Origin of the sequence: Nostoc sp., assembly GCF_036917615.1 — a bacterium.
In the GTDB taxonomy this organism is placed as follows: domain Bacteria; phylum Cyanobacteriota; class Cyanobacteriia; order Cyanobacteriales; family Nostocaceae; genus Nostoc.
Map to the genome: position 1 here is coordinate 52,158 of NZ_JBALCZ010000014.1, position 18,605 is coordinate 70,762.

At 39.6% G+C, this 18,605-nt stretch carries 21 protein-coding genes; 8 read left to right on the forward strand and 13 right to left on the reverse strand.

What is annotated here, in order from left to right; genetic code table 11:
* Positions 1-35 precede the first annotated feature (35 nt).
* Positions 36-2,384: a carbamoyltransferase HypF gene (hypF, locus tag V7K85_RS03730; protein ID WP_334811310.1), complete on the reverse strand. Its 2,349-nt coding sequence runs from the start codon at positions 2,382-2,384 to the stop codon at positions 36-38.
* Positions 2,374-3,591, reverse strand: coding sequence for a hypothetical protein (locus V7K85_RS03735; RefSeq protein ID WP_334811311.1), 1,218 nt, complete (start codon positions 3,589-3,591; stop codon positions 2,374-2,376). Before V7K85_RS03735 ends, hypF begins: the two co-directional genes overlap by 11 nt.
* A 208-nt stretch (positions 3,592-3,799) precedes the next feature.
* Between V7K85_RS03735 and V7K85_RS03740 the strand changes: the two genes are divergently transcribed.
* Positions 3,800-4,021: a hypothetical protein gene (locus V7K85_RS03740; protein ID WP_334811312.1), complete on the forward strand. Its 222-nt coding sequence runs from the start codon at positions 3,800-3,802 to the stop codon at positions 4,019-4,021.
* A gap of 147 nt (positions 4,022-4,168) precedes the next feature.
* Here the strand turns inward: V7K85_RS03740 and V7K85_RS03745 are convergent, their stop codons facing one another.
* The 4 genes from V7K85_RS03745 to V7K85_RS03760 form a co-directional block, all read right to left on the reverse strand.
* Positions 4,169-5,008, reverse strand: coding sequence for a NifU family protein (locus V7K85_RS03745; RefSeq protein ID WP_334811424.1), 840 nt, complete (start codon positions 5,006-5,008; stop codon positions 4,169-4,171).
* Between the two features lie 111 nt (positions 5,009-5,119).
* A complete protein-coding gene (locus tag V7K85_RS03750) occupies positions 5,120-5,344 on the reverse strand; it encodes a hypothetical protein (protein WP_334811313.1) in 225 nt (74 codons plus the stop codon).
* A gap of 8 nt (positions 5,345-5,352) precedes the next feature.
* On the reverse strand, positions 5,353-5,619 hold the full coding sequence (locus V7K85_RS03755; protein ID WP_334811314.1) for a hypothetical protein: 267 nt from the start codon (positions 5,617-5,619) through the stop codon (positions 5,353-5,355).
* Between the two features lie 79 nt (positions 5,620-5,698).
* A complete protein-coding gene (locus V7K85_RS03760) occupies positions 5,699-6,667 on the reverse strand; it encodes a hypothetical protein (RefSeq protein ID WP_334811425.1) in 969 nt (322 codons plus the stop codon).
* A gap of 443 nt (positions 6,668-7,110) precedes the next feature.
* On the opposite strand from V7K85_RS03760, the gene V7K85_RS03765 reads away from it, so the two are divergent.
* The 3 genes from V7K85_RS03765 to V7K85_RS03775 all read left to right on the forward strand — a co-directional run bounded on the left by V7K85_RS03765 (position 7,111) and on the right by V7K85_RS03775 (position 11,191).
* A complete protein-coding gene (locus V7K85_RS03765) occupies positions 7,111-7,902 on the forward strand; it encodes an Rpn family recombination-promoting nuclease/putative transposase (RefSeq protein WP_334811315.1) in 792 nt (263 codons plus the stop codon).
* Between the two features lie 426 nt (positions 7,903-8,328).
* The gene (locus V7K85_RS03770) at positions 8,329-9,291 is read left to right on the forward strand and encodes a hydrogenase small subunit (protein WP_334811316.1); all 963 of its coding nucleotides are present in this window, start codon (positions 8,329-8,331) and stop codon (positions 9,289-9,291) included.
* 304 nt (positions 9,292-9,595) lie between these two features.
* Positions 9,596-11,191 carry a nickel-dependent hydrogenase large subunit gene (locus tag V7K85_RS03775; RefSeq protein ID WP_334811317.1) on the forward strand — a complete coding sequence of 532 codons (1,596 nt, stop codon included), beginning with the start codon at positions 9,596-9,598 and terminating at the stop codon, positions 11,189-11,191.
* A gap of 99 nt (positions 11,192-11,290) precedes the next feature.
* Here the strand turns inward: V7K85_RS03775 and V7K85_RS03780 are convergent, their stop codons facing one another.
* A complete protein-coding gene (locus V7K85_RS03780) occupies positions 11,291-11,644 on the reverse strand; it encodes a DUF5615 family PIN-like protein (protein WP_334811318.1) in 354 nt (117 codons plus the stop codon).
* Positions 11,641-11,973: a DUF433 domain-containing protein gene (locus V7K85_RS03785; protein ID WP_298918554.1), complete on the reverse strand. Its 333-nt coding sequence runs from the start codon at positions 11,971-11,973 to the stop codon at positions 11,641-11,643. Before V7K85_RS03785 ends, V7K85_RS03780 begins: the two co-directional genes overlap by 4 nt.
* 182 nt (positions 11,974-12,155) lie before the next feature.
* Here V7K85_RS03785 and V7K85_RS03790 point away from each other — a divergent pair, with 182 nt between their 5' ends.
* A complete protein-coding gene (locus V7K85_RS03790) occupies positions 12,156-12,416 on the forward strand; it encodes an antitoxin family protein (protein ID WP_334811319.1) in 261 nt (86 codons plus the stop codon).
* A 26-nt stretch (positions 12,417-12,442) separates the two neighbouring features.
* Here V7K85_RS03790 and V7K85_RS03795 read toward each other — a convergent pair whose 3' ends face one another.
* A complete protein-coding gene (locus V7K85_RS03795; RefSeq protein ID WP_334811320.1) occupies positions 12,443-13,456 on the reverse strand; it encodes a hypothetical protein in 1,014 nt (337 codons plus the stop codon).
* A gap of 304 nt (positions 13,457-13,760) precedes the next feature.
* Between V7K85_RS03795 and V7K85_RS03800 the strand changes: the two genes are divergently transcribed.
* Together V7K85_RS03800 and V7K85_RS03805 are read left to right on the forward strand one after the other, a co-directional pair.
* A complete protein-coding gene (locus V7K85_RS03800) occupies positions 13,761-13,979 on the forward strand; it encodes a hypothetical protein (protein WP_334811321.1) in 219 nt (72 codons plus the stop codon).
* Positions 13,980-14,149: 170 nt separating this feature from the next.
* A complete protein-coding gene (locus tag V7K85_RS03805) occupies positions 14,150-14,572 on the forward strand; it encodes a hypothetical protein (RefSeq protein WP_334811322.1) in 423 nt (140 codons plus the stop codon).
* A gap of 129 nt (positions 14,573-14,701) precedes the next feature.
* On the opposite strand, the gene V7K85_RS03810 is transcribed toward V7K85_RS03805, so the two are convergent.
* The gene (locus V7K85_RS03810) at positions 14,702-15,433 is read right to left on the reverse strand and encodes a GNAT family N-acetyltransferase (protein ID WP_334811323.1); all 732 of its coding nucleotides are present in this window, start codon (positions 15,431-15,433) and stop codon (positions 14,702-14,704) included.
* A 98-nt stretch (positions 15,434-15,531) separates the two neighbouring features.
* Between V7K85_RS03810 and V7K85_RS03815 the strand changes: the two genes are divergently transcribed.
* A complete protein-coding gene (locus tag V7K85_RS03815; protein ID WP_334811324.1) occupies positions 15,532-16,005 on the forward strand; it encodes a hydrogenase maturation protease in 474 nt (157 codons plus the stop codon).
* 40 nt (positions 16,006-16,045) lie between these two features.
* Here V7K85_RS03815 and V7K85_RS03820 read toward each other — a convergent pair whose 3' ends face one another.
* Genes V7K85_RS03820 through V7K85_RS03830 form a run of 3 tightly spaced genes read right to left on the reverse strand, consistent with a single transcriptional unit; the run spans position 16,046 to position 18,176 of the window.
* The gene (locus V7K85_RS03820) at positions 16,046-16,420 is read right to left on the reverse strand and encodes a hypothetical protein (RefSeq protein ID WP_334811325.1); all 375 of its coding nucleotides are present in this window, start codon (positions 16,418-16,420) and stop codon (positions 16,046-16,048) included.
* A gap of 18 nt (positions 16,421-16,438) precedes the next feature.
* On the reverse strand, positions 16,439-17,725 hold the full coding sequence (locus tag V7K85_RS03825; RefSeq protein ID WP_334811326.1) for a nitroreductase family protein: 1,287 nt from the start codon (positions 17,723-17,725) through the stop codon (positions 16,439-16,441).
* Positions 17,712-18,176: an ankyrin repeat domain-containing protein gene (locus V7K85_RS03830; RefSeq protein WP_334811327.1), complete on the reverse strand. Its 465-nt coding sequence runs from the start codon at positions 18,174-18,176 to the stop codon at positions 17,712-17,714. The genes V7K85_RS03825 and V7K85_RS03830 overlap by 14 nt, the downstream gene beginning before the upstream one ends.
* Positions 18,177-18,605: the final 429 nt, after the last annotated feature.

Consider the following 18,605-nt stretch of genomic DNA (forward strand, 5'->3'; position numbering starts at 1 on the left):
AGGAAATTATTTCTGAGGAAACAGTTTGTCAAATATCAATACTCATGTATTAATTGTGCAGCTGCAATAACTGCTTGTCCTAAAGATAACCCGCCGTCATTAGCTGGAACTAAGCTATGAGTAAGTACTTTTATTCCCAAGGTTTGTAATCGTTTGGTAACTTGCTCTAATAATATACAATTTTGAAATACTCCTCCTGTTAGGACAACCTGATTAATCATATTTTCTTGACAAAGATGCTTAACCATTTCCACAATCGCATTAGCTAAACCTTTGTGAAATTTTGCAGCCATAACTGGTTGTGGAATTTTCTGCTGTAAGTCATCGAGTAAAGCTTGCCACATTGGGCGCGGGTCTATACAATAAATACTATCTGAAAAGATAAAATTAAAAGGATATATTAGCGTTTCTTTATGATTATTTAAGCTGCTAACATCTACTATAGCTTCCATTGCGATCGCAGCTTGTCCTTCATAGCTACATTCATCTCTATAAATACCGATAGCCGCTGCAACTGCATCGAACAACCGTCCCACGGAGGAAGCTGGAGGTGAGTTAATCCCTTTCTCCATAAGTTGATTGAGTAGCTTTAGTGGTTTTTTATGCAAAAATTTTACTATTTCTAAATCACTATATTGTTGTTGACAATCATTCCAAAGGTTAGCAGATATTAATTGAGCATAGGTATTACGCCAAGGCTGATAAATTGCTTGTTTACCACCAATCATTGCTACTGGTTTAAATGTTGCTAGTCGCTGAAATTTTCGGTAATCAGCTAAAAGAAATTCTCCGCCCCAGAGTGTACCATCATCACCGTAACCTAAACCATCTAAAGCGATACCTAATACCGGAGGTGAATTTAGAGGAATACTATTTTCTGCCATGCAAGCAGCGATATGCGCGTGATGATGTTGGATTTGGTAAATTTTGATTTGATTTGTATCTGCTAGTTCTTTACCAAGTTTGCTGGAGAGGTATTCGGGGTGTTTATCAATGGCAATTGCTTCTGGTTGATGTTCAAATAAATTTAAGTATAAATTCAAAGTGTCTTGGTAAGCATTGAAAGCTGCACCATTTTCTAAATCTCCCAGATGTTGAGAAAGAACTGCTTTTCCTTCACGCAATAGGCAAAAGGTATTTTTTAATTCACTACCCATTGCTAAGATTTGCGGCACATTCTGAAATCCTAATGGTAAACTAATCGGTGCTGGTGCATATCCTCTGGCACGGCGAATTGTTTGAGCTTTATCATCGATAACCCGCATAACTGAATCATCTACCCGATTAATAATCTCTCGATTATGAAAGAGAAAATAATCAGCGATTGTCCCTAATTTTTCTTTTGCTTCATCATTATCAATACATTGTGGTTCATCAGCAAGATTGCCACTTGTTAAAACAATTGGGCGATTCATCCGCCGCAGAATTAAATGATGTAAGGGCGTATATGGTAGCATGAAACCGAGGGTATTTTGCCCCGATGCTATCGATGGTGCTACTACTTTTTTACCTGTCGCTTGTAGTAAAACAATTGGTGCAGCAGGACTTGTCAATAATTCTTTTTCTTTGGCGTTGACAGTGCAGTATTCTTCAATTATCTCAATATCTCGCGCCATTAAAGCAAAGGGTTTGTGATAGCGCCTTTTGCGCTGACGCAGTTTTTGTACAACGGTTTCCTGAGTCGCATCGCAAGCCAGATGAATACCACCTAACCCTTTAATTCCCACAATCTCACCTTTTTGCAACAGGGTACAAACAGCATCGACATCATCCAGCATGGAGAACATGGAAGCAGTAACTGATTTACCATCGGCGCGTTCTAACCAAGCTGTAGGGCCACAAGCATAACAAGCTACAGGTTGGGCGTGAAAACGGCGGTTTTCGACATCGTGGTATTCCTTTGCACATTCTGAACACATGGCAAACGCAGACATACTGGTATTGCATCTGTCGTAAGGAATGGCACGAATAATACTCAGGCGGGGGCCGCAATGAGTGCAGTTAGTAAAGGGGTAACGATAAAAGCGGCTAAAGGGGTCGAATATTTCTTGTTGACATTGCGGACAAGTGGCTGCATCAGGGGTAATTTCTGTTTTAATGGCATTACTGACACTAGTAGAAATCACAAAATTATCAAATTTTAATTCACGTTCATAAATAATTCTTGTTAGTTGATTAATTTTTGCCAACGGTGGACATTCTGTTTGCAATCTGCTAACAAATTTGGTTATTGCTTCCTCACTACCAGATACTCTAATTAAAACACCTTGACCATCATTACAAACATCTCCCTGCAAACCGCAGGCTTTAGCAAGACGATATACAGTAGGGCGAAATCCTACTCCTTGAACAGTACCACAAACTCTAATTTCTTCAGTTGGCATAGTTAAACTGCCACAGCAATATTCGGTTATTTCCAGAATCAGCTATTATCGCTGTATTGCCACAAATTTTTATTCCGTAACACCAATTTAAGCTATCTCGTTTAGGTAGTCCGAAATTACGATTTTCACCTTTACTTTGAAAACTTGTTTGTCCTGCCAACCCATTTGCCATTACACCTTGCAGTGAGAAAATTGATTCTGGTTTTCTCCATCCTAACAAACGGGAATTAGCAGTATCTGCAACTACTAACCAATCCCCAGTCACCCCCACACCATAAGGCATACTCAAACTACTAGCACTAGGATAATAAAGCCCTTGATTCATTTCCACAAAATCAAAGTTTTTTTGTCCTAAAACTACTGCACAAGGGGCATTATTTTCTGTTGGTATTTCCTGCCAAATCATTACCCGGTGATTACCTGCATCGCTGACAACTAAATTCTCTCCCCAAAAGTTGATATCGTGACACCAACGCATACTCGCTGCGGTGGGAGAAGCACCGCCGTTTTCATTGCGAGATATCATATCCGGTTGTCCCAAAACTAAATCAGCGGGTTGACCATTTTCTGTTGGCAATTGATGCCAAATTAATAGCCTTCGATTGCCAGTGTCAGTAATAAATAGCCGTTCTTGATAATAGAAAACACCATAGGGCCAGTGCATTGTATTGGCTGATGCTGCTTGATTTCCGCGATTTGGTTCATTATCGCTAAAATTAACTTGCCCTAACACAAAATCCGCTGGAACATTGTTATCTTCAGGTAAGTTTTTCCAAATCAAAACCCGATGATTCCAAGCATCTGCTACAGCTAATCCTTCGCCGCAAGCACAAATCCCTGTTGGTACACTTAAGGTTGCCCTTCCGGGTGTACTTTTAGCATTTTGTCCCTCATAATAAAAGTCAGGTTGTCCAATTACCCAATCAGCAGGTTGACTATCTCTCGTGGGTAAATTCTGCCATCCCAATAATCGATGATGTCCCGTATCTGATACCCATAAGGGGCCAGCTTCTGATACCAAACAAGCAGCACGAGGCCCAAACATTGTTGTCGAACTAGGCGCTACAGGTATCACTAATTCTTGTGGTTCAATAATGTTGCCTAAAATTACCTCTGCACCTTGAGGTGATAGAGGTAAATCTTGAGGAATTTCTGTTGCTTCTGACGGTAATTGTGATAGGGGATTAATTGTGATTGGGATATCCATGAACCGCAGATAGACGCTAATAATTATTTAAAATCATTAATGTTGATAAACATGTAACAACACTAACGATTTTGCATGAGATTTTTCTTTTAAATTAAGTAAAAATCTTTAAAAAACTTCCGTATTAATCAATATTAAAATATTTTTGCAAATCTTCGGTAGCTTTTGCTACATAGCGATATTTGTCATGAGTGCGCGATGTACTGAAATGAGAAAGCAATCAAGCATTTTGAGAAAGCAATATGCCTTTTTGCTTGCTGAATCTACCGAAATCCTTGCTAAATCTACTGAAATGAGAAAGCAATCAGGCATTTTGAGAAAGCAATATACCTTTTTGCTTGCGGAAAACACCAAAATGAAAAAGCAATCAGGCATTTTGAGAAAGCAATATACCTTTTTGCTTTCTCAAAACACTAAAATGAATAACTAAATTACACAAATGAGAAACAAATCTCCCTTTTTACTTCCACAAAACACTAAAAGGAATGCGCGAAGTACTAAAATTAAAAAGCAATCTAGCCGTGATTTCCTAATCCTCAAGTATATTTGCTGAAATGTTAGCTTCGCATGATGATTTTTAGATTTTTACAAAAACCTTATCCTCCTTAATCTGTACTGGATACGACCGAAGCGAAATATCAGGTGCAGTTAAGCATTCACCTGTCTCTAACTTATACTGAAATCCGTGGGAAGGACAGGTAATAATACCATTTTCAACCTTACCCTTTTCTAAGGGAGATCCTAGATGAGTGCAAGCATTACGGTAACATGTTACCGTAACACCTTGACGATGTAAAATTAGTAAATTCCCAGCAATTTGTACTGCCAATACACTAAATTCAGGAACTTGATCAATAGTCGCTACTTTCATCCAGGTAGAAGTTATTTTTGAAGAAAATGGACTGATTAAACCAGAATTCACGTTATTAACAGTAGGGTTGTTATTGACTGCAACTACTTTGGTAATTTCGGGACAATGGTTTTTGATTGCCTGTTCTACTCCCTGAGATAAAGTCAAAGTAGAAGCCGGACAACTATTGCAAGTTCCGATTAATCTAACTTCTATTGTATCTGGTAGCTTAATTGCCATTAGTTCTACATCCCCATTATGGCTTTTTAAACCTGGGCGAACTTCTTCAAGTGCGGTCTCAACACGTTGTGCTAATGGTGGTTTTGGTGGTTTAACTAATTCGTGATACAGTAGCACTGCATACACTATTTCATCAGTAACAGCATGACGTAAAGCTGACATTGATTCTTGTTTTAGGCTTTTAATCAAACTAGTCAATGCAGCTTTATGCAAAGCTTCAATTGCCCTTTTTAGACCCACTGCTACACACCGTTGGCTTTCATCCCACTCGGATATAATTGCCTCAAAGCGGTTAATTTCCTGGACTAATTCTTCAAGATTGGTCATTGGTGATTGGGCACTTGTACTGAGCATCTCGACTTCTCTACGAGACGCTACGCGAACGCTCGATGGAGCCGATGTCGAAGTATTAGGCATTAATTATTCACAAAGGACAATTCACTTCATTTTGAAATCCTTGAGGAGATATGGCATAATCATGCCTGTCACTAAGCTAGATAATATTATTGGGAAGTAGAGGGGAATTGGGGCTTGTGCGAGTAACACTAGTAGTAAGAAACCTACAGCAATACCAATAGTAGTTCGCTTGACAAAAAATATTGGATCGCGTAGTAGCTTTCCTTTTAAAAATAACTTGACAGAAAACCACCCTATCTCGAACATGTTTTCTCCTAATAATTTGTCAATAAATCTAAGACAGCAAGTCCTAAAATAATGGCGGGAATTACACCGGCAGGAGCAAATAATGCACCAAGCATTGCTGAAAACTGATAGCCTATATCTTTTCCAGCTAATAGCATTCCACCAATTGCACCGCCGACCATGGATAAAGCTGTTGCTATGATTACCCACACGAATTCTGTTGCTATGTTCAGGTCACCATCTGCTAAACTTGTAAGAAAATTTATCACATTTGAAGAGGTAAAAATATCTCTCATGCTGTTTTGTCCTCTTGATTAAAGTGAATAGTGAAGAGTTAGGAGTTAGGAATTAAACTAGAACCATAACTTATAACTCCTAACCTTTCATTTCTGCTTCCACATCTTGTAGCGCTAGGGCTACTACCTTTGCTTGTTCCATTTGTTCAGATTTCGTAAATATTTCTAAAGCGTCTTGATAGTAGATACGCGCTTGCAAAAGATTTTTTGGATTACCAGCTTCTGGTTTCTCCTGGTCATCTGGTAAGTTGAAGAGGGCGTTAGCTTTATTAGAAATTGTGTTAGCGTACTCTAGAGGTGTATCTTTGGGATTACGGACTTTTAGCGCTTCGTCATAAGCTGCGATCGCCTTTAAATTATTCTCCACAGCATGGGAACTCACTAAATATTGCAAAGCGTTACCTAAATTGTTTTGCAACATCGCATATTCTCTGGGATGGTCAATCAAATTAATATGCTTCAGCGCCACCTCAAATGATTGCACTGCTAACCCTTGACGTAAGTATTCCCGTTCCGATGCTAAGGGCATAGAAAGGTAAGCGATCGCAATATTGTTATATAAAATCGCGTATTCTTGGGGGTAATCGTCCCAAGTAAACACCCGCAACGCCTCGTGATAAGCTTGGATGCTGTCAGTTATCCGTGCCAAATTGAACGGTACAAGCGACTGCAACACCAGCCCAAAATTCATCTGCGTCTCTGCCACTTCCTGAGGCGTTGCTAATTGTTGTAAAATCGGTAGAGCTTCTTCATAACCTGCTTTCGCTTGCAGCAGCAGTTGGTATTCAGCATCCGGTATTGCCTGTAACGTCCCTGCCATGCCCACTTGCGCCCTGGCTTTCAGTAGGGGATACTCCTCACCACACATCTCATAGGCCCGGTAATATAGCCCAACTGCATTTCGCAAGTCTTGGGCAGCTTTGGGCTTTTTTTGAAAGCCCTGTGCTATCTCGATCAGCATCTGGATTTTTTCCTCTGTTGAGGCTGACTCCGATGCAACAGCTGCGATCGCAGCCTTCACCGCTGAATCTGTAATGCTAGGGGTCATAACTCTGCCGTACTCTAGCCAATTGGGAATTGAATCTGTCAACGCCCACGAATGATCAAGACACGCTTTACGCATCTGATCACGGGCCATACTGATTTACGCAGGCTTCGAGTCCTTTAGGCGGAATTCCCCTTTTTTGTCTGAGGCTAGGATTAAAGACTAGGAACTAGGGAAGAAACTTAATCCCCTATAGCCAATGTCCTATACCATGCCCAATAAAATACTATAAAACACCCTATTTATAAAATTCTAGGGGGAAATTGCTAATATTAATGTCAGCTTTAAACACATAATATTTTTAAAATATTTTTTGTATCATTACCTAATACAATTCCAATATTATTTATTGAATTGTTGACATACATATATTTGGTGTACTCCAAATAGTCGCCACGGGATCGTCGAAGTGTAAAATATGTTCATTAACTGTAAAACTAGCTCCTTTGAAAACAGACAGTATCTTCTATCGCATCTTTCAGAGTATCCCCAGCACTTTCTTTGAATTGATTAACCAACCGCCGCAACTAGCTAGTGCTTACCAATTTTCTTCAGTAGAAGTCAAACAACTGGCTTTTAGAATCGATGGCGTCTTCCTGCCAAATGCAGCAGAACTACCCATCTATTTTGCCGAAGTGCAATTTCAACCAGACAAAAAATTCTACTCACGTTTGTTCACTGAAATCTTTAACTATCTTGACAAAACCGAATTAACCAACAATTGGCGTGGTGTGGTCATTTTCCCCAACCACAGCGTTGATACTGGAGATACCGAAAGATATACAGAATTACTCAACTCACAACGAGTGACTCGCGTCTATCTTGACGAATTAAGCTCAATTGCGGCATCATCAATCGGCATGGAGACAGTTAAACTGATCATCGAACCCGAATCAACGGCGACAACAAGAGCTATTGAAATAGTCAACAGTGCCCGACAGCAAATTCTAGATGTCGCTACTATTAGGGAAATTATACAATTGATAGAGACGATATTAATCTACAAGTTGCCGCGATTGAGCCAGCAGGAGATAGGAAAAATGTTTGGATCAAATGAGTTAAAGCAAACTAGATTTTACCAAGATGTTTTTGCAGAAGGTAGACAAGAGGGTAAACAAGAAGGTAAGTTAGAAACGATACCACAGTTATTAGGGTTGGGTTTAAGTATTGAGCAGATAGCTCAAGCATTAGGTTTGGACGAACAAGTTGTTAGGCAAGCTGTACAACCGAAATCCTAAAACAATAAACTGCTAGATCGGGGCACAAAACTTTGCGCTCCGATATTTTACTGTATTTGACTCAGTTATTGCATTAAAATCTGACGGTTTAAAATACTCATTACCTCACCCGGATTAGCAGTTGATAATAATTTTTATTAATAATTCCAGAGTTTAATCGCAATCCATTTGGCACGTCAAGGTTGTTTAAGGTCAGTAGTGAAAAATAAAAAGCAATTTAATTTTTAATATTTTTTTTAATTAAATATGTAATACATTTAACATATATAGCCCTTAAAAATAATAATGATTAATTCTTTTTTTATGAAAGTGAATTAAATCAAAAAATATCTTAGAATTGAAAAACAAATATTGATAAACAGGTGAGGTTTTACAAGCATTATCACCTACATCATGCATGTTAAACAATAGAAAAACACCTAGCTGATGACTAACGTACTATGGCTACAGGGTGGTGCTTGTTCAGGCAACACCATGTCATTTCTCAACGCCGAAGAACCGACAGTCTGCGATTTAATTGCCGACTTTGGCATCAACTTACTTTGGCATCCATCCTTGGGATTGGAAATAGGCAACAACTTGCAAACAATGCTGTGGGATTGCATTTCTGGCACAATTCCTTTAGATATCTTGGTATTTGAAGGCAGTGTTGTTAACGCCCCCAATGGCACAGGCGAATGGAATCGGTTTGCCGATCGCGCCATGAAAGATTGGTTAGCAGACCTCGCCAAAGTTGCTCATTTTATCGTAGCTGTGGGAGACTGTGCCACATGGGGAGGAATTCCCGCCATGTCACCCAACCCCACCGAATCGGAAGGTTTGCAATTTCTCAAGCGTCAAGAAGGCGGCTTTTTAGGTAAAGACTTCTTGTCTAAAGCCGGATTACCTGTAATTAATATACCTGGATGTCCCGCCCATCCCGACTGGATTACGCAGATATTAGTTGCGATCGCTACTGGACGCATAGCAGACATTGCTTTTGACGAACTAAATCGTCCTCAAACCTTCTTCAACAGCTATACCCAAACAGGTTGTACCCGCAACGTCCACTTTGCCTACAAAGCATCAACCGCCGAATTTGGTCAGCGTAAAGGATGCCTATTTTATGACTTAGGTTGTCGCGGCCCCATGACCCATTCCTCCTGCAACCGCATCTTATGGAACCGCGTCTCTTCCAAAACTCGCGCTGGAATGCCTTGTTTAGGTTGCACAGAACCAGAATTTCCGTTCTTTGACCTCAAACCCGGAACCGTATTTAAAACCCAAACAGTCATGGGAGTTCCCAAAGAATTACCGCCAGGGGTGAACAAAAAAGACTACGCTTTACTCACAATGATCGCCAAAGATGCCGCACCACCTTGGGCAGAAGAAGACTTTTTCACAGTTTAGTCATTGGTCATTAGTCATTAAATTTTGTAGGGGAGCCAGTGCGTTGCGGTGAGTCCAGCGCTGTAGGCGGGTTTCCCGCCGTAGGCGACTGGCGAACCCGAAGGGAGGTTCCCGACGCTCAATGACTCGCTAACGCTGCGCTATCCGTTGTAGCAACTGGCGTTGTGTTATCGCGTAGCGTAACGCACAATCTCAAATTTGAGGTGCGTTAGGACAAAAGTCCGTAACGTACCCGACAAAACTACTTTTTTACAGTTTAGTTCGTAGTAAGCACTAAAGTGCTTATCAAAAACAGGAGAAGAGAATGGCAATTCAATCATTAGATATATCGCCCGTCGGTAGAGTTGAAGGCGATTTAGATGTCCGAGTTGACATTGATAATGGACGGGTAGTCAACGCCTGGACACATGCCGAACTTTTCCGAGGATTTGAAGTTATCCTCCGCGGTAAAGACCCCCAAGCCGGATTAATTGTCACACCTCGCATTTGCGGCATTTGCGGCGGTTCTCATCTGACTTGTGCATCTTGGGCATTAGATACAGCTTGGGAAACAGAAGTTCCCCGCAATGCAATTTTGGCGAGAAATCTCGGTCAAATTGTCGAGACAATTCAAAGCATCCCCCGCTATTTTTATGGTCTATTTGCCATTGACTTGACCAATAAAAAATACCGAAATAGCCGTTTCTATCAAGAAGCTGTGAGACGCTTTGCTGCATTCACTGGCAAATCTTACGAAGTAGGCATAACAATTTCCGCTAAACCCGTAGAAATTTATGCACTATTAGGCGGACAATGGCCGCATTCTAGCTACATGGTTCCCGGTGGCGTGATGTGCGCCCCCACTTTAACAGACATTACCCGCGCTTGGGCGATTCTAGAATATTTCCGCACCAATTGGTTAGAACCAGTGTGGTTGGGTTGTTCTTTAGAACGCTATGAACAAATCGAGACTTATGACGACTTCAGGGATTGGCTGGATGAAAACCGAAATCATCGAGATTCCGACTTAGGTTTTTATTGGCGCATGGGTTTAGATATCGGTCTAGATAGATATGGTGCTGGTGTTGGTAAATATGTCACTTGGGGATATTTAGCCCATGAAGATAAATACCAAAAGCCGACTATCGAAGGACGAAATGCGGCGATGATCATGAAAAGTGGAGTGTATGATAGCTTCGCACACACTCACACCTTAATGGATCAGTCATTTACCCGCGAGAATACAACTCACTCCTGGTACGATGAAGGAACAGCAGACATTCATCCTAGCGATCGCACCACTAAACCCACTGCGAATAATACCAAAGATTTCGATAACGCCTACTCTTGGTCGAGTGCAGTCCTGCACAAAGACTTCGGACGTTTGGAAGTTGGCCCCTTAGCGCGGCAATTAGTTGCAGGTGGCAAACATGGTGAATCTTGGCAGCACTACGACGGCTTTATCCTCGATGTCTTCAAACGGATGGGTGGCGCTAGTATCCATGTGCGTCAGCTTGCACGACTTCACGAAATTGTCAAGTTATATCGGCAAGCCGAACACTGTTTGCGCGAATTCAAATTAAACGACCCCTGGTATATCAAACCCAAAGAAAAAGATGGTCACGGTTGGGGTGCAACAGAAGCAGCACGCGGTTCCTTGTCTCACTGGGTAGAAGTGGAGGGCGGTAAGATTAAGAATTACCAAGTCATTGCCCCAGGTACATGGAATATTGGCCCTCGTGACGGTGAAGGAATTCGCGGCCCCATTGAAGAAGCTTTAATTGGCACACCCATTTACGATTCTAGCGACCCGGTGGAAGTTGGTCATGTGGCGCGATCGTTTGATTCTTGTTTAGTGTGTACAGTTCACGCCCATGATGCGAAGACAGGCGAAGAGTTGGCGCGTTTTCGCACTGCTTAGAGGGTGTTAATTTCTAATAGCTAATGGCTAATTATTTTTCAGTTAGTCATTAGCTGTATTTTTTAGCATGTTAGATATTATGAACTCTCCTGTTGCTCCTCAGAATGGAATAGACATTATTTGGTTAACCCACTCCTCGGCGGTAGAAACTTCCCAAACCAGGATGACTGCTTCAAGGGCTTCACTGATTGAGAGATTTTGAGAGAGAACCAGAACCCCACAACTAGTTTGTGACATAATGAACTGACCAAATTCAGCAGGCATAGTCTTACGATCATGGGTTATAAGAACTCTGCTATTCTGTGCTGCTATCGCCAATACCTCTGAGTCTTTCTTGCCTTCAAGTCCTGCTGCATAGGCTGATTGAAAATCAAGATTTGGTTGTCTGCGTACTGCACCAGTTACGATTGCTTGCTTAAGGTCAGCATCTGCTTGAAATCGAACTGATGTCATACCTTGTTCTGCTTCTGTGTTTGAGCGGCTTTTAACTTTTGATACAGAAGTGGATTCTTGTCTCTACAGGACTGTTGCAGTTTCTCAAACTCTGCTTCACCTTCCTTTAAGTACGCATCAACTAACTCTCGGTTAGCAAGATAGAAGGCTATGGCTCCATAAACCTTCTCCAGCGAGAGCAAAGGGAAGTCATGAGCAATGCTTTCTGGGGATTCTCCATTTAAGAAAGCATACACAACTGAATCGAGGGAAATGCGCGTCTGTACGATCCAGTAACCTTCACCTCGTTGTTCAATATACTGCTTTGTTAGGGTTGGTGTTACTGTCATAGGGCATGATGGCGACTCTTTGCCTACATATTACGCGATCGCGTCTAGATTAATATGTCAATATTTTAGTGACAGATTTGCTTAAAGTAAGATTTCATAACTGGTTTTAGTCATTAGCTGTTTTTTACCACATGAGATATTATGCCATGATTAGAAGTAGCTAGGGTATGAGGGAAAAGTTTATGACTATAACTATAGAAGCTGTTTATGAACAAGGGGTACTCAGGCTATCACAGACGATTCCCTTAGCCGAAGGAACTCGTGTTGAAGTCACTGTGATTTCTACTGAGGCTAAACCTAAAAACAAAACTCCTAGAGAGATTCTGGCACAAATTGCAGCTATGCCCTTAGAAGTTAGCAATGATAAATTTTCTGGTCGAGATCATGACACTATTCTTTATCCTTCTTATAGTGCAGCTATCTACAGTGTACCGCAGTGTTAGGTTTGACAATATCAAAGACTATTGTCTCAAGAAACCATGTAACCTATTATGAATTTCAAAGATGAAGAAACTAATATACTGAATATTATCCAAGTAATTCTGCCAACAATTTGTCTAGTCAATTTTTTATTATTATTTTCAAACTCCTCTATAGCTTTTTCATCTCCTCGTGTAATAGAAAAGCTTGGATATTCCTCAAATTTATTTACTCGTTTGTCTATAAATTTTTCAATTTTAAATCCTGAAAATAACCCAGTTAGAAAAATTGCTGCCAAAAATATGAAAAGATTCTGTAGTGTTTCAACTGAGATTTCTTCTTTGATTCCTAAAATAGGAAACAAGTAATTTGAGTATTGGCATACAATTATTAAAAGCACGATAGGCGATGCGTAACGAATAATCTCGCTCAAGAACTTCCCTTGCTTTTGGAAAAACCTCTGAACAAAGCTAGATTCAGGAGAATCTCTCAAACCCTCATACCAATTGATCACGACATTCAATAATTCGATTGCAATAATATTATTGACAAAATCAACTTTACAGATACTAGAAGATCGCGCCTCTATTAACTCCTGAATGTTATCACTTGTAAGAATTAGCTGAAACATATCTTTAGGTGGAATATAATTACCAAGCCTTAACTTTATCGAATGTCTTTGAGGAATCTGATAGCCCGGTAATTTAATTACAAAATCCCAGTGTATCGTAACCGTTTGAATTCTTTCATTAATAGTGTTCCAATTCTCTCTTTCAAATTCAGCCCAAGTAGAGTAGTCCTTAATTTTTTTATTTGAGAGAATGAAATTAATTGAGCCGATACTTGCAGTTAGATCATGATTCCTGAGTTTAGCTCGTATTTGTTCATTGATATTTATGATATCCGCTAGTTCCAAAGTCTTTTTACCTAGAAGTAAACGGATCTCTGTATCAGGCTTTGCATTAAGTTGATAAAAGAGAGACTTGAAATCATCAAGGGATATATTTGCTCCAGTCTGTTGTGGAACAATACTTGAATTCTCAGAGCTTTGAGAGCCATTCATGACAGTAATTTTTCAGTATAAAGAGTCTAAATTATAACCTTTATAATTTTTAAATGTCTACATTACAGCCTAATGGCACAGCTTACCAATGGCAGATATCTGTAAAATAAACGAACAGAAAGATTGGGGTTATCTCCTCCACGGTGTTGTTTGCCTGTTGTCAGAACTAAAAATTATGTGTTTGAAATTAATCAAATGTAAATACTTAGTTTTGCCGATTGACGATGAACGAACCACAAAAAGCACGTTTACTTGATCTAAGTAAACATACCAACCTTGCGATCGCTCTCTTTTTGGGTCAGCGATGCCTACGGTTGACTACGCTTACGCATTTGCTATTTCGGCAACTACATTTGCTACTTCGGCGATCGCATTTGCTACTTCGGCGATCGCATTTGCTATTTCGGCGACTACATTTGCTATATCGGCGATCGCATTTGCTATTTCGGCGACTACATTTGCTATATCGGCGATCGCATTTGCTATTTCGGCGATCGCTCCATCAACTCTTTTAACCTGTTGACACTCTCAGCGCTAAAGCGACTGAGATTTTGCCTCACAGGGAGTCCAATGCCCCATGCCCAATTCCATTTTATTCAAAACTCGTAGCGTAACACACTAAAACTTATAGAAACAGTGCGTTAGGCTTGGCTTAATTCACTTCAACAAAATAGAAATTTACAGGGTAAGCTTGTGTCTGATTTAGCGCTACACGAATATCTGCCTCGCGTTCCCGATGCAGGATTGCAAGAATACATAGAATGGTGTGTTTTAGAGCAGGCCAAAGCCGCAGAATGTAACTTTACTCCAGATAGAAGTAAGTTAGATAATTTGCCACCAGCAGACTACATCCCTAAACTTGTCGAGCAGTTTATGAAAGTTAAACCAGACCCAATTAGAGCAGGTCTAGTAGCAGCGATCGCTGGGAAGGAAGCTGACAAACATGCTCTATCCGGTTTAGCGATCGCAGCCGATTTTGTATCCCTTTATGTCAAGTACTTAATCCCTAAAGAGGGAAGTACTACAGAACAGGCTGAAGAACTTTTGACTAAAGCATCACAACATCAGTCTGAGAAACTTACTGAAATTGCCAAGAAACATGGTGTGGAGTTCTAGTTTCCTACTGATAACTTAGTTCTTCAGAGGCTTTGCCTATATTATTAGTCAAAGCCTCTGGTTTAACCCTGTATTTTGCAGATTAGTATAAATACTACTTTTTAATTGAAATAGAACTTCTACTTGTTGTTAGATATAGCCTACTCGATACCAATACTTATACATTGGTTCATAGCCGAGTTTTTCATATAAGTTACGACCTGGAGTATTCGCCTGCACTACCTGTATGTAAGAAAAGTAAGCTCCTTTATCAATACCCCATTGAAGCAAACCCTGAATAATCGCTGTTGCATAGCCACGTCGTCTTTGCAACGGACTTGTAACAAGGTCAAAAATGCCTAAACAACCGCTTTCTAAAATACCTATCCCACAGGCAACAATTTCTTCATTTCGTTTGAATGAGACAAACAAGGTTTCTGACTTTATTGCTGTCAATATCATCCGATGAATATTTGATGGCTGTTCTCCCAAAGCTTTCAAGTTATGGTAAGCAACTAACCAATCGTTTAGAGTTTCCTGACTAATAGTAGGTAGAATATTAAGGGATCGCTCTGATAATCTTAGACCCATAACTAGGGATGGCTCAATTAGTTGATACCCCCTTGTGGCTAGCCGCTCATCTAACACTTCTGACTTGGTGAATGAGAGCAAGCGGAAAATAGGTTTTTGTTTACGCTCTCGATATTGCAACTCGCAATAGGTAATCTTTTCTTCAATGTCTAAACCAATTTGATCCAGAACGCTCACTGAATTTGCTCGCTTGGTGTACCCATCAGCAAAACGCATCAGCCAACCACGATGGTTGATAGTTTCAAAAGCAGGCCATGCTTTCAATGATATTTCTTCAACTACTCTCTGCATTTAGAACTGGCAAGAAATGTCTACCTATTTATTCAACCACTCTTAGTGGAATGGCACTAAGAAAAGCCCAAAAGCTTGTGTAGCCTTAATCTCATTCTATGCTAACTATTATTGGTTGCGGAAATCTCAATCGCAGTGACGACGCAGTAGGCGTAATTATCGCTCAACGCTTACAGCACTATCTCGCCCAATATCCTCACCCTAATGTGCGAGTTTATGACTGTGGCACCGCAGGGATGGAAGTAATGTTTCAAGCTAGAGGTAGTAAACAATTAGTAATTATTGATGCAAGTTCAACTGGTTCTGAACCAGGTGCTGTGTTTAAAGTTCCAGGAAAAGAACTGGAAGCTTTGCCAGAACCAAGTTATAATTTGCACGATTTTCGCTGGGATAATGCTTTAGCTGCTGGACGAAAAATCTTTCAAAATGACTTTCCCGAAGATGTGACAGTTTATTTAATTGAAGCAGCAAATCTGGCTTTGGGACTGGAGTTAAGTCCTGCTATCAAACATTCTGCTGATTTGGTTTTTGAAGAGGTAGCTGCACTTATCAAACAGAATATCAACTTTTAGTTAACAATCCCAAATCTAAAATCCAAAATCTAAAATTGAATCACGCCCAATCCCGATAAACAGAAAGTTCATCTACCCTCATTTCAAAAGGTACTACTTGACTCTCTGGCGGACAAACACGGATTTTAGCACTGCTGACAATTCCATATAGTAATGTCCCCATTGGCACAATTTGTTGCAAAATACGCCAATTAGTAACTTGATCGGGACATTCAATTACCAATGTTAGAGCATTAGCATGGGTTGTGACATACCACCGACAATTAGATAGAAGATTTTGAATGATGCGATCGCAAGCATCATAAAAGTATCTACTAATAGAATCCTCTAGTTGCTGTCGCAGTATAATATCTGCCGATGTCGGTTGCATAGGATGTGAGTCATCACCATTACAGTAATACGTCTTTTTAACCATCTCTCTTTAGCTTCCTACTTATATTCCAATTACCATTCCATAAAGTACATCTTTATTTGTTTCTAATAATTCCTGGGTTTCGTTATCATAATAAGCACCTATTCCACTACACTGAATTCCCAAATAATTACTAGTTAAATAAAGTCTCTGTCCAAGAAAACCAGCTATTTGCATAGCAGTTTGATAATTTAAATAATCTGACACAAAAAATAAAGTTACAGCGCTATCTTTAGCAATAGCCTGATTAATACATAAGTAACCTGTCTTTTCACTAAAATTACCCGTCTTAACCAGATACGTACCTTTATATAACCCAGGTGTCATTCCCTCTACTCGATGCACCACTGAGTAAATTTCTATTTGCTCATAGTTTTCTGTCGGTATTGACTGCTCAAGTTGCTGCACTATATATAAATAATCTTCTTGAAAAATAGACTCTTTCCGGAAACGTCTAATAGAACGTCTATTCCAAACAGTTTGATAAAATTTATCTTTGTCAAAGTCAAACTTGGGCTGTGCTAATTTCTGCTGGCGGCTCTTTTGTACAGCCGTGGCTTGATAGCTATCTTCAATAAATTGATTAGCTTCAAAGTAATCAGTACCACAGACAAAAGGAACTTTCAGCCTTAAGTGTCTAATTTTCTTGTCTTGTAGTTCTCCTGATACCGCACAAGCAGTAATAAACTCTTTATTCTCAAATCCCAAATCTGAATTGAGAGCTAATTTATCAAAGTCAAAAATTAGTTGTATATCTCGGTTGTGGAGAAAAGCTGAAGCTGCGATCGCACCTAAATGGTGTCCGCTATCTAGTAAGCAATATCTCATGCTCCTATTTTGATATTTCCAGCTAGACCTATAATAAACACAACTAATTAAAAAGATGAATCCGTTGATACTTTTACCTGGTATAATATAACTCTCTAATCCATCATCAATTAATTCATAGATGAGTGTTAGATAATTATTCTCAACTTCTAGATGATATATACCATCTATTATTCCCTCAATACCGCGAACCTGTACGTAAAGTTCCGTGGGATATAGAGCGCCTGCTGATGGATTCACTCGCAGTTTGAATGGGCCATCTTTATATACTTTTTCCAGAGTTATCGCACTGGTTAACGAGATAAAAGAATGAACAGGATTATTGAGATTTATTTTCACTCTCCGATAAAATTTGGGATAAACTTTAAATGAAGATGGCTGTGTTGAGGCATCTACATAATTTGGCTCAATTTGTACTGATAAGTAAGAATGCTTGGTAGCGTCATGATAAGCTTTGCTAGATATCTTACTTTGTGGCATTTTTAAGTATCCTTAAAACTTCTACATTGCTGGCAAAATCGATAGCTTTATAGTCGTCTAGGTTTTTTAAATCTAAGTTAGGATGATGTGGTAAAAGTAACTTGACGACTTCTGTCTTTCCAGCTGATGCTGCATACATTAAAACAGTTGCACCGTTATCATTTTGGTTGTCAATGTTAATATTTACAGCCAGCAGCAAATTAATCAAATCGTAGTGATTACCAAAACAAGCAAACCACAAAGCATTGTTGCGATCGCTATTTTGAGCATTGATATCCACACCTGCATTAATCAGTTCTTTGACAACTGTATAAACTCCCTCTCTTGTAGCTTTCATCAAAGCTGTATCGCCATTTTCACCTGGCTGATTTAAATTCCCAGAACTATAGCCTTTTGCTATTAGCCATTGGGTTGTTTCTTCACTCAAACCTTGTCTGCTTACTTGACTCATGATTGTTATTTAAATATTACATACTTAAGTAATTTTCTAGCATAAATTTGCTTGGAAAACTTAATGGTGAGTATTGCCCACCATTATTTTAAAATGCTATATAAATAGCTGAACTTTAGTCATTTACCAGAGCAACTTTCTGAGGTATTCAAAAGTTTGGTAAAACAAAAAAATCTTTCTTTACTCCCGACTCCCCACCCTCACCCAGCAATTTTGAATTGGTCGAGTAGTAAGTTTACTAGCAACAATTTAGCTTAGTTATATCTTATCACTATGATAAGTTTGAATTATGAATGGTTTATGAAGATCCCCAGATATCTCTCCTAAAAAATCCTGAGATATGCTGAAAATGCAGTATACTTTACATTTTTATTTTCTAAAATAAACTACCGATAGATAGCTGATAAATTTAAAATTATGGGTAAATAT

What these genes read in the sequence shown, in the direction of transcription:
- V7K85_RS03795 (WP_334811320.1), bottom strand. Translation starts at nt 13,456, where the DNA reads ATGAATGGCTCTCAAAGCTCTGAGAATTCAAGTATTGTTCCACAACAG.
- hypF (WP_334811310.1), bottom strand. Translation starts at nt 2,384, where the DNA reads ATGCCAACTGAAGAAATTAGAGTTTGTGGTACTGTTCAAGGAGTAGGA.
- V7K85_RS03750 (WP_334811313.1), bottom strand. Translation starts at nt 5,344, where the DNA reads ATGTTCGAGATAGGGTGGTTTTCTGTCAAGTTATTTTTAAAAGGAAAG.
- V7K85_RS03785 (WP_298918554.1), bottom strand. Translation starts at nt 11,973, where the DNA reads ATGACAGTAACACCAACCCTAACAAAGCAGTATATTGAACAACGAGGT.
- V7K85_RS03790 (WP_334811319.1), top strand. Translation starts at nt 12,156, where the DNA reads ATGACTATAACTATAGAAGCTGTTTATGAACAAGGGGTACTCAGGCTA.
- V7K85_RS03755 (WP_334811314.1), bottom strand. Translation starts at nt 5,619, where the DNA reads ATGAGAGATATTTTTACCTCTTCAAATGTGATAAATTTTCTTACAAGT.
- V7K85_RS03735 (WP_334811311.1), bottom strand. Translation starts at nt 3,591, where the DNA reads ATGGATATCCCAATCACAATTAATCCCCTATCACAATTACCGTCAGAA.
- V7K85_RS03745 (WP_334811424.1), bottom strand. Translation starts at nt 5,008, where the DNA reads ATGACCAATCTTGAAGAATTAGTCCAGGAAATTAACCGCTTTGAGGCA.
- V7K85_RS03740 (WP_334811312.1), top strand. Translation starts at nt 3,800, where the DNA reads ATGAGAAAGCAATCAAGCATTTTGAGAAAGCAATATGCCTTTTTGCTT.
- V7K85_RS03760 (WP_334811425.1), bottom strand. Translation starts at nt 6,667, where the DNA reads ATGACCCCTAGCATTACAGATTCAGCGGTGAAGGCTGCGATCGCAGCT.
- V7K85_RS03770 (WP_334811316.1), top strand. Translation starts at nt 8,329, where the DNA reads ATGACTAACGTACTATGGCTACAGGGTGGTGCTTGTTCAGGCAACACC.
- V7K85_RS03825 (WP_334811326.1), bottom strand. Translation starts at nt 17,725, where the DNA reads ATGCCACAAAGTAAGATATCTAGCAAAGCTTATCATGACGCTACCAAG.
- V7K85_RS03815 (WP_334811324.1), top strand. Translation starts at nt 15,532, where the DNA reads ATGCTAACTATTATTGGTTGCGGAAATCTCAATCGCAGTGACGACGCA.
- V7K85_RS03810 (WP_334811323.1), bottom strand. Translation starts at nt 15,433, where the DNA reads ATGCAGAGAGTAGTTGAAGAAATATCATTGAAAGCATGGCCTGCTTTT.
- V7K85_RS03800 (WP_334811321.1), top strand. Translation starts at nt 13,761, where the DNA reads ATGCCTACGGTTGACTACGCTTACGCATTTGCTATTTCGGCAACTACA.
- V7K85_RS03780 (WP_334811318.1), bottom strand. Translation starts at nt 11,644, where the DNA reads ATGACATCAGTTCGATTTCAAGCAGATGCTGACCTTAAGCAAGCAATC.
- V7K85_RS03830 (WP_334811327.1), bottom strand. Translation starts at nt 18,176, where the DNA reads ATGAGTCAAGTAAGCAGACAAGGTTTGAGTGAAGAAACAACCCAATGG.
- V7K85_RS03775 (WP_334811317.1), top strand. Translation starts at nt 9,596, where the DNA reads ATGGCAATTCAATCATTAGATATATCGCCCGTCGGTAGAGTTGAAGGC.
- V7K85_RS03820 (WP_334811325.1), bottom strand. Translation starts at nt 16,420, where the DNA reads ATGGTTAAAAAGACGTATTACTGTAATGGTGATGACTCACATCCTATG.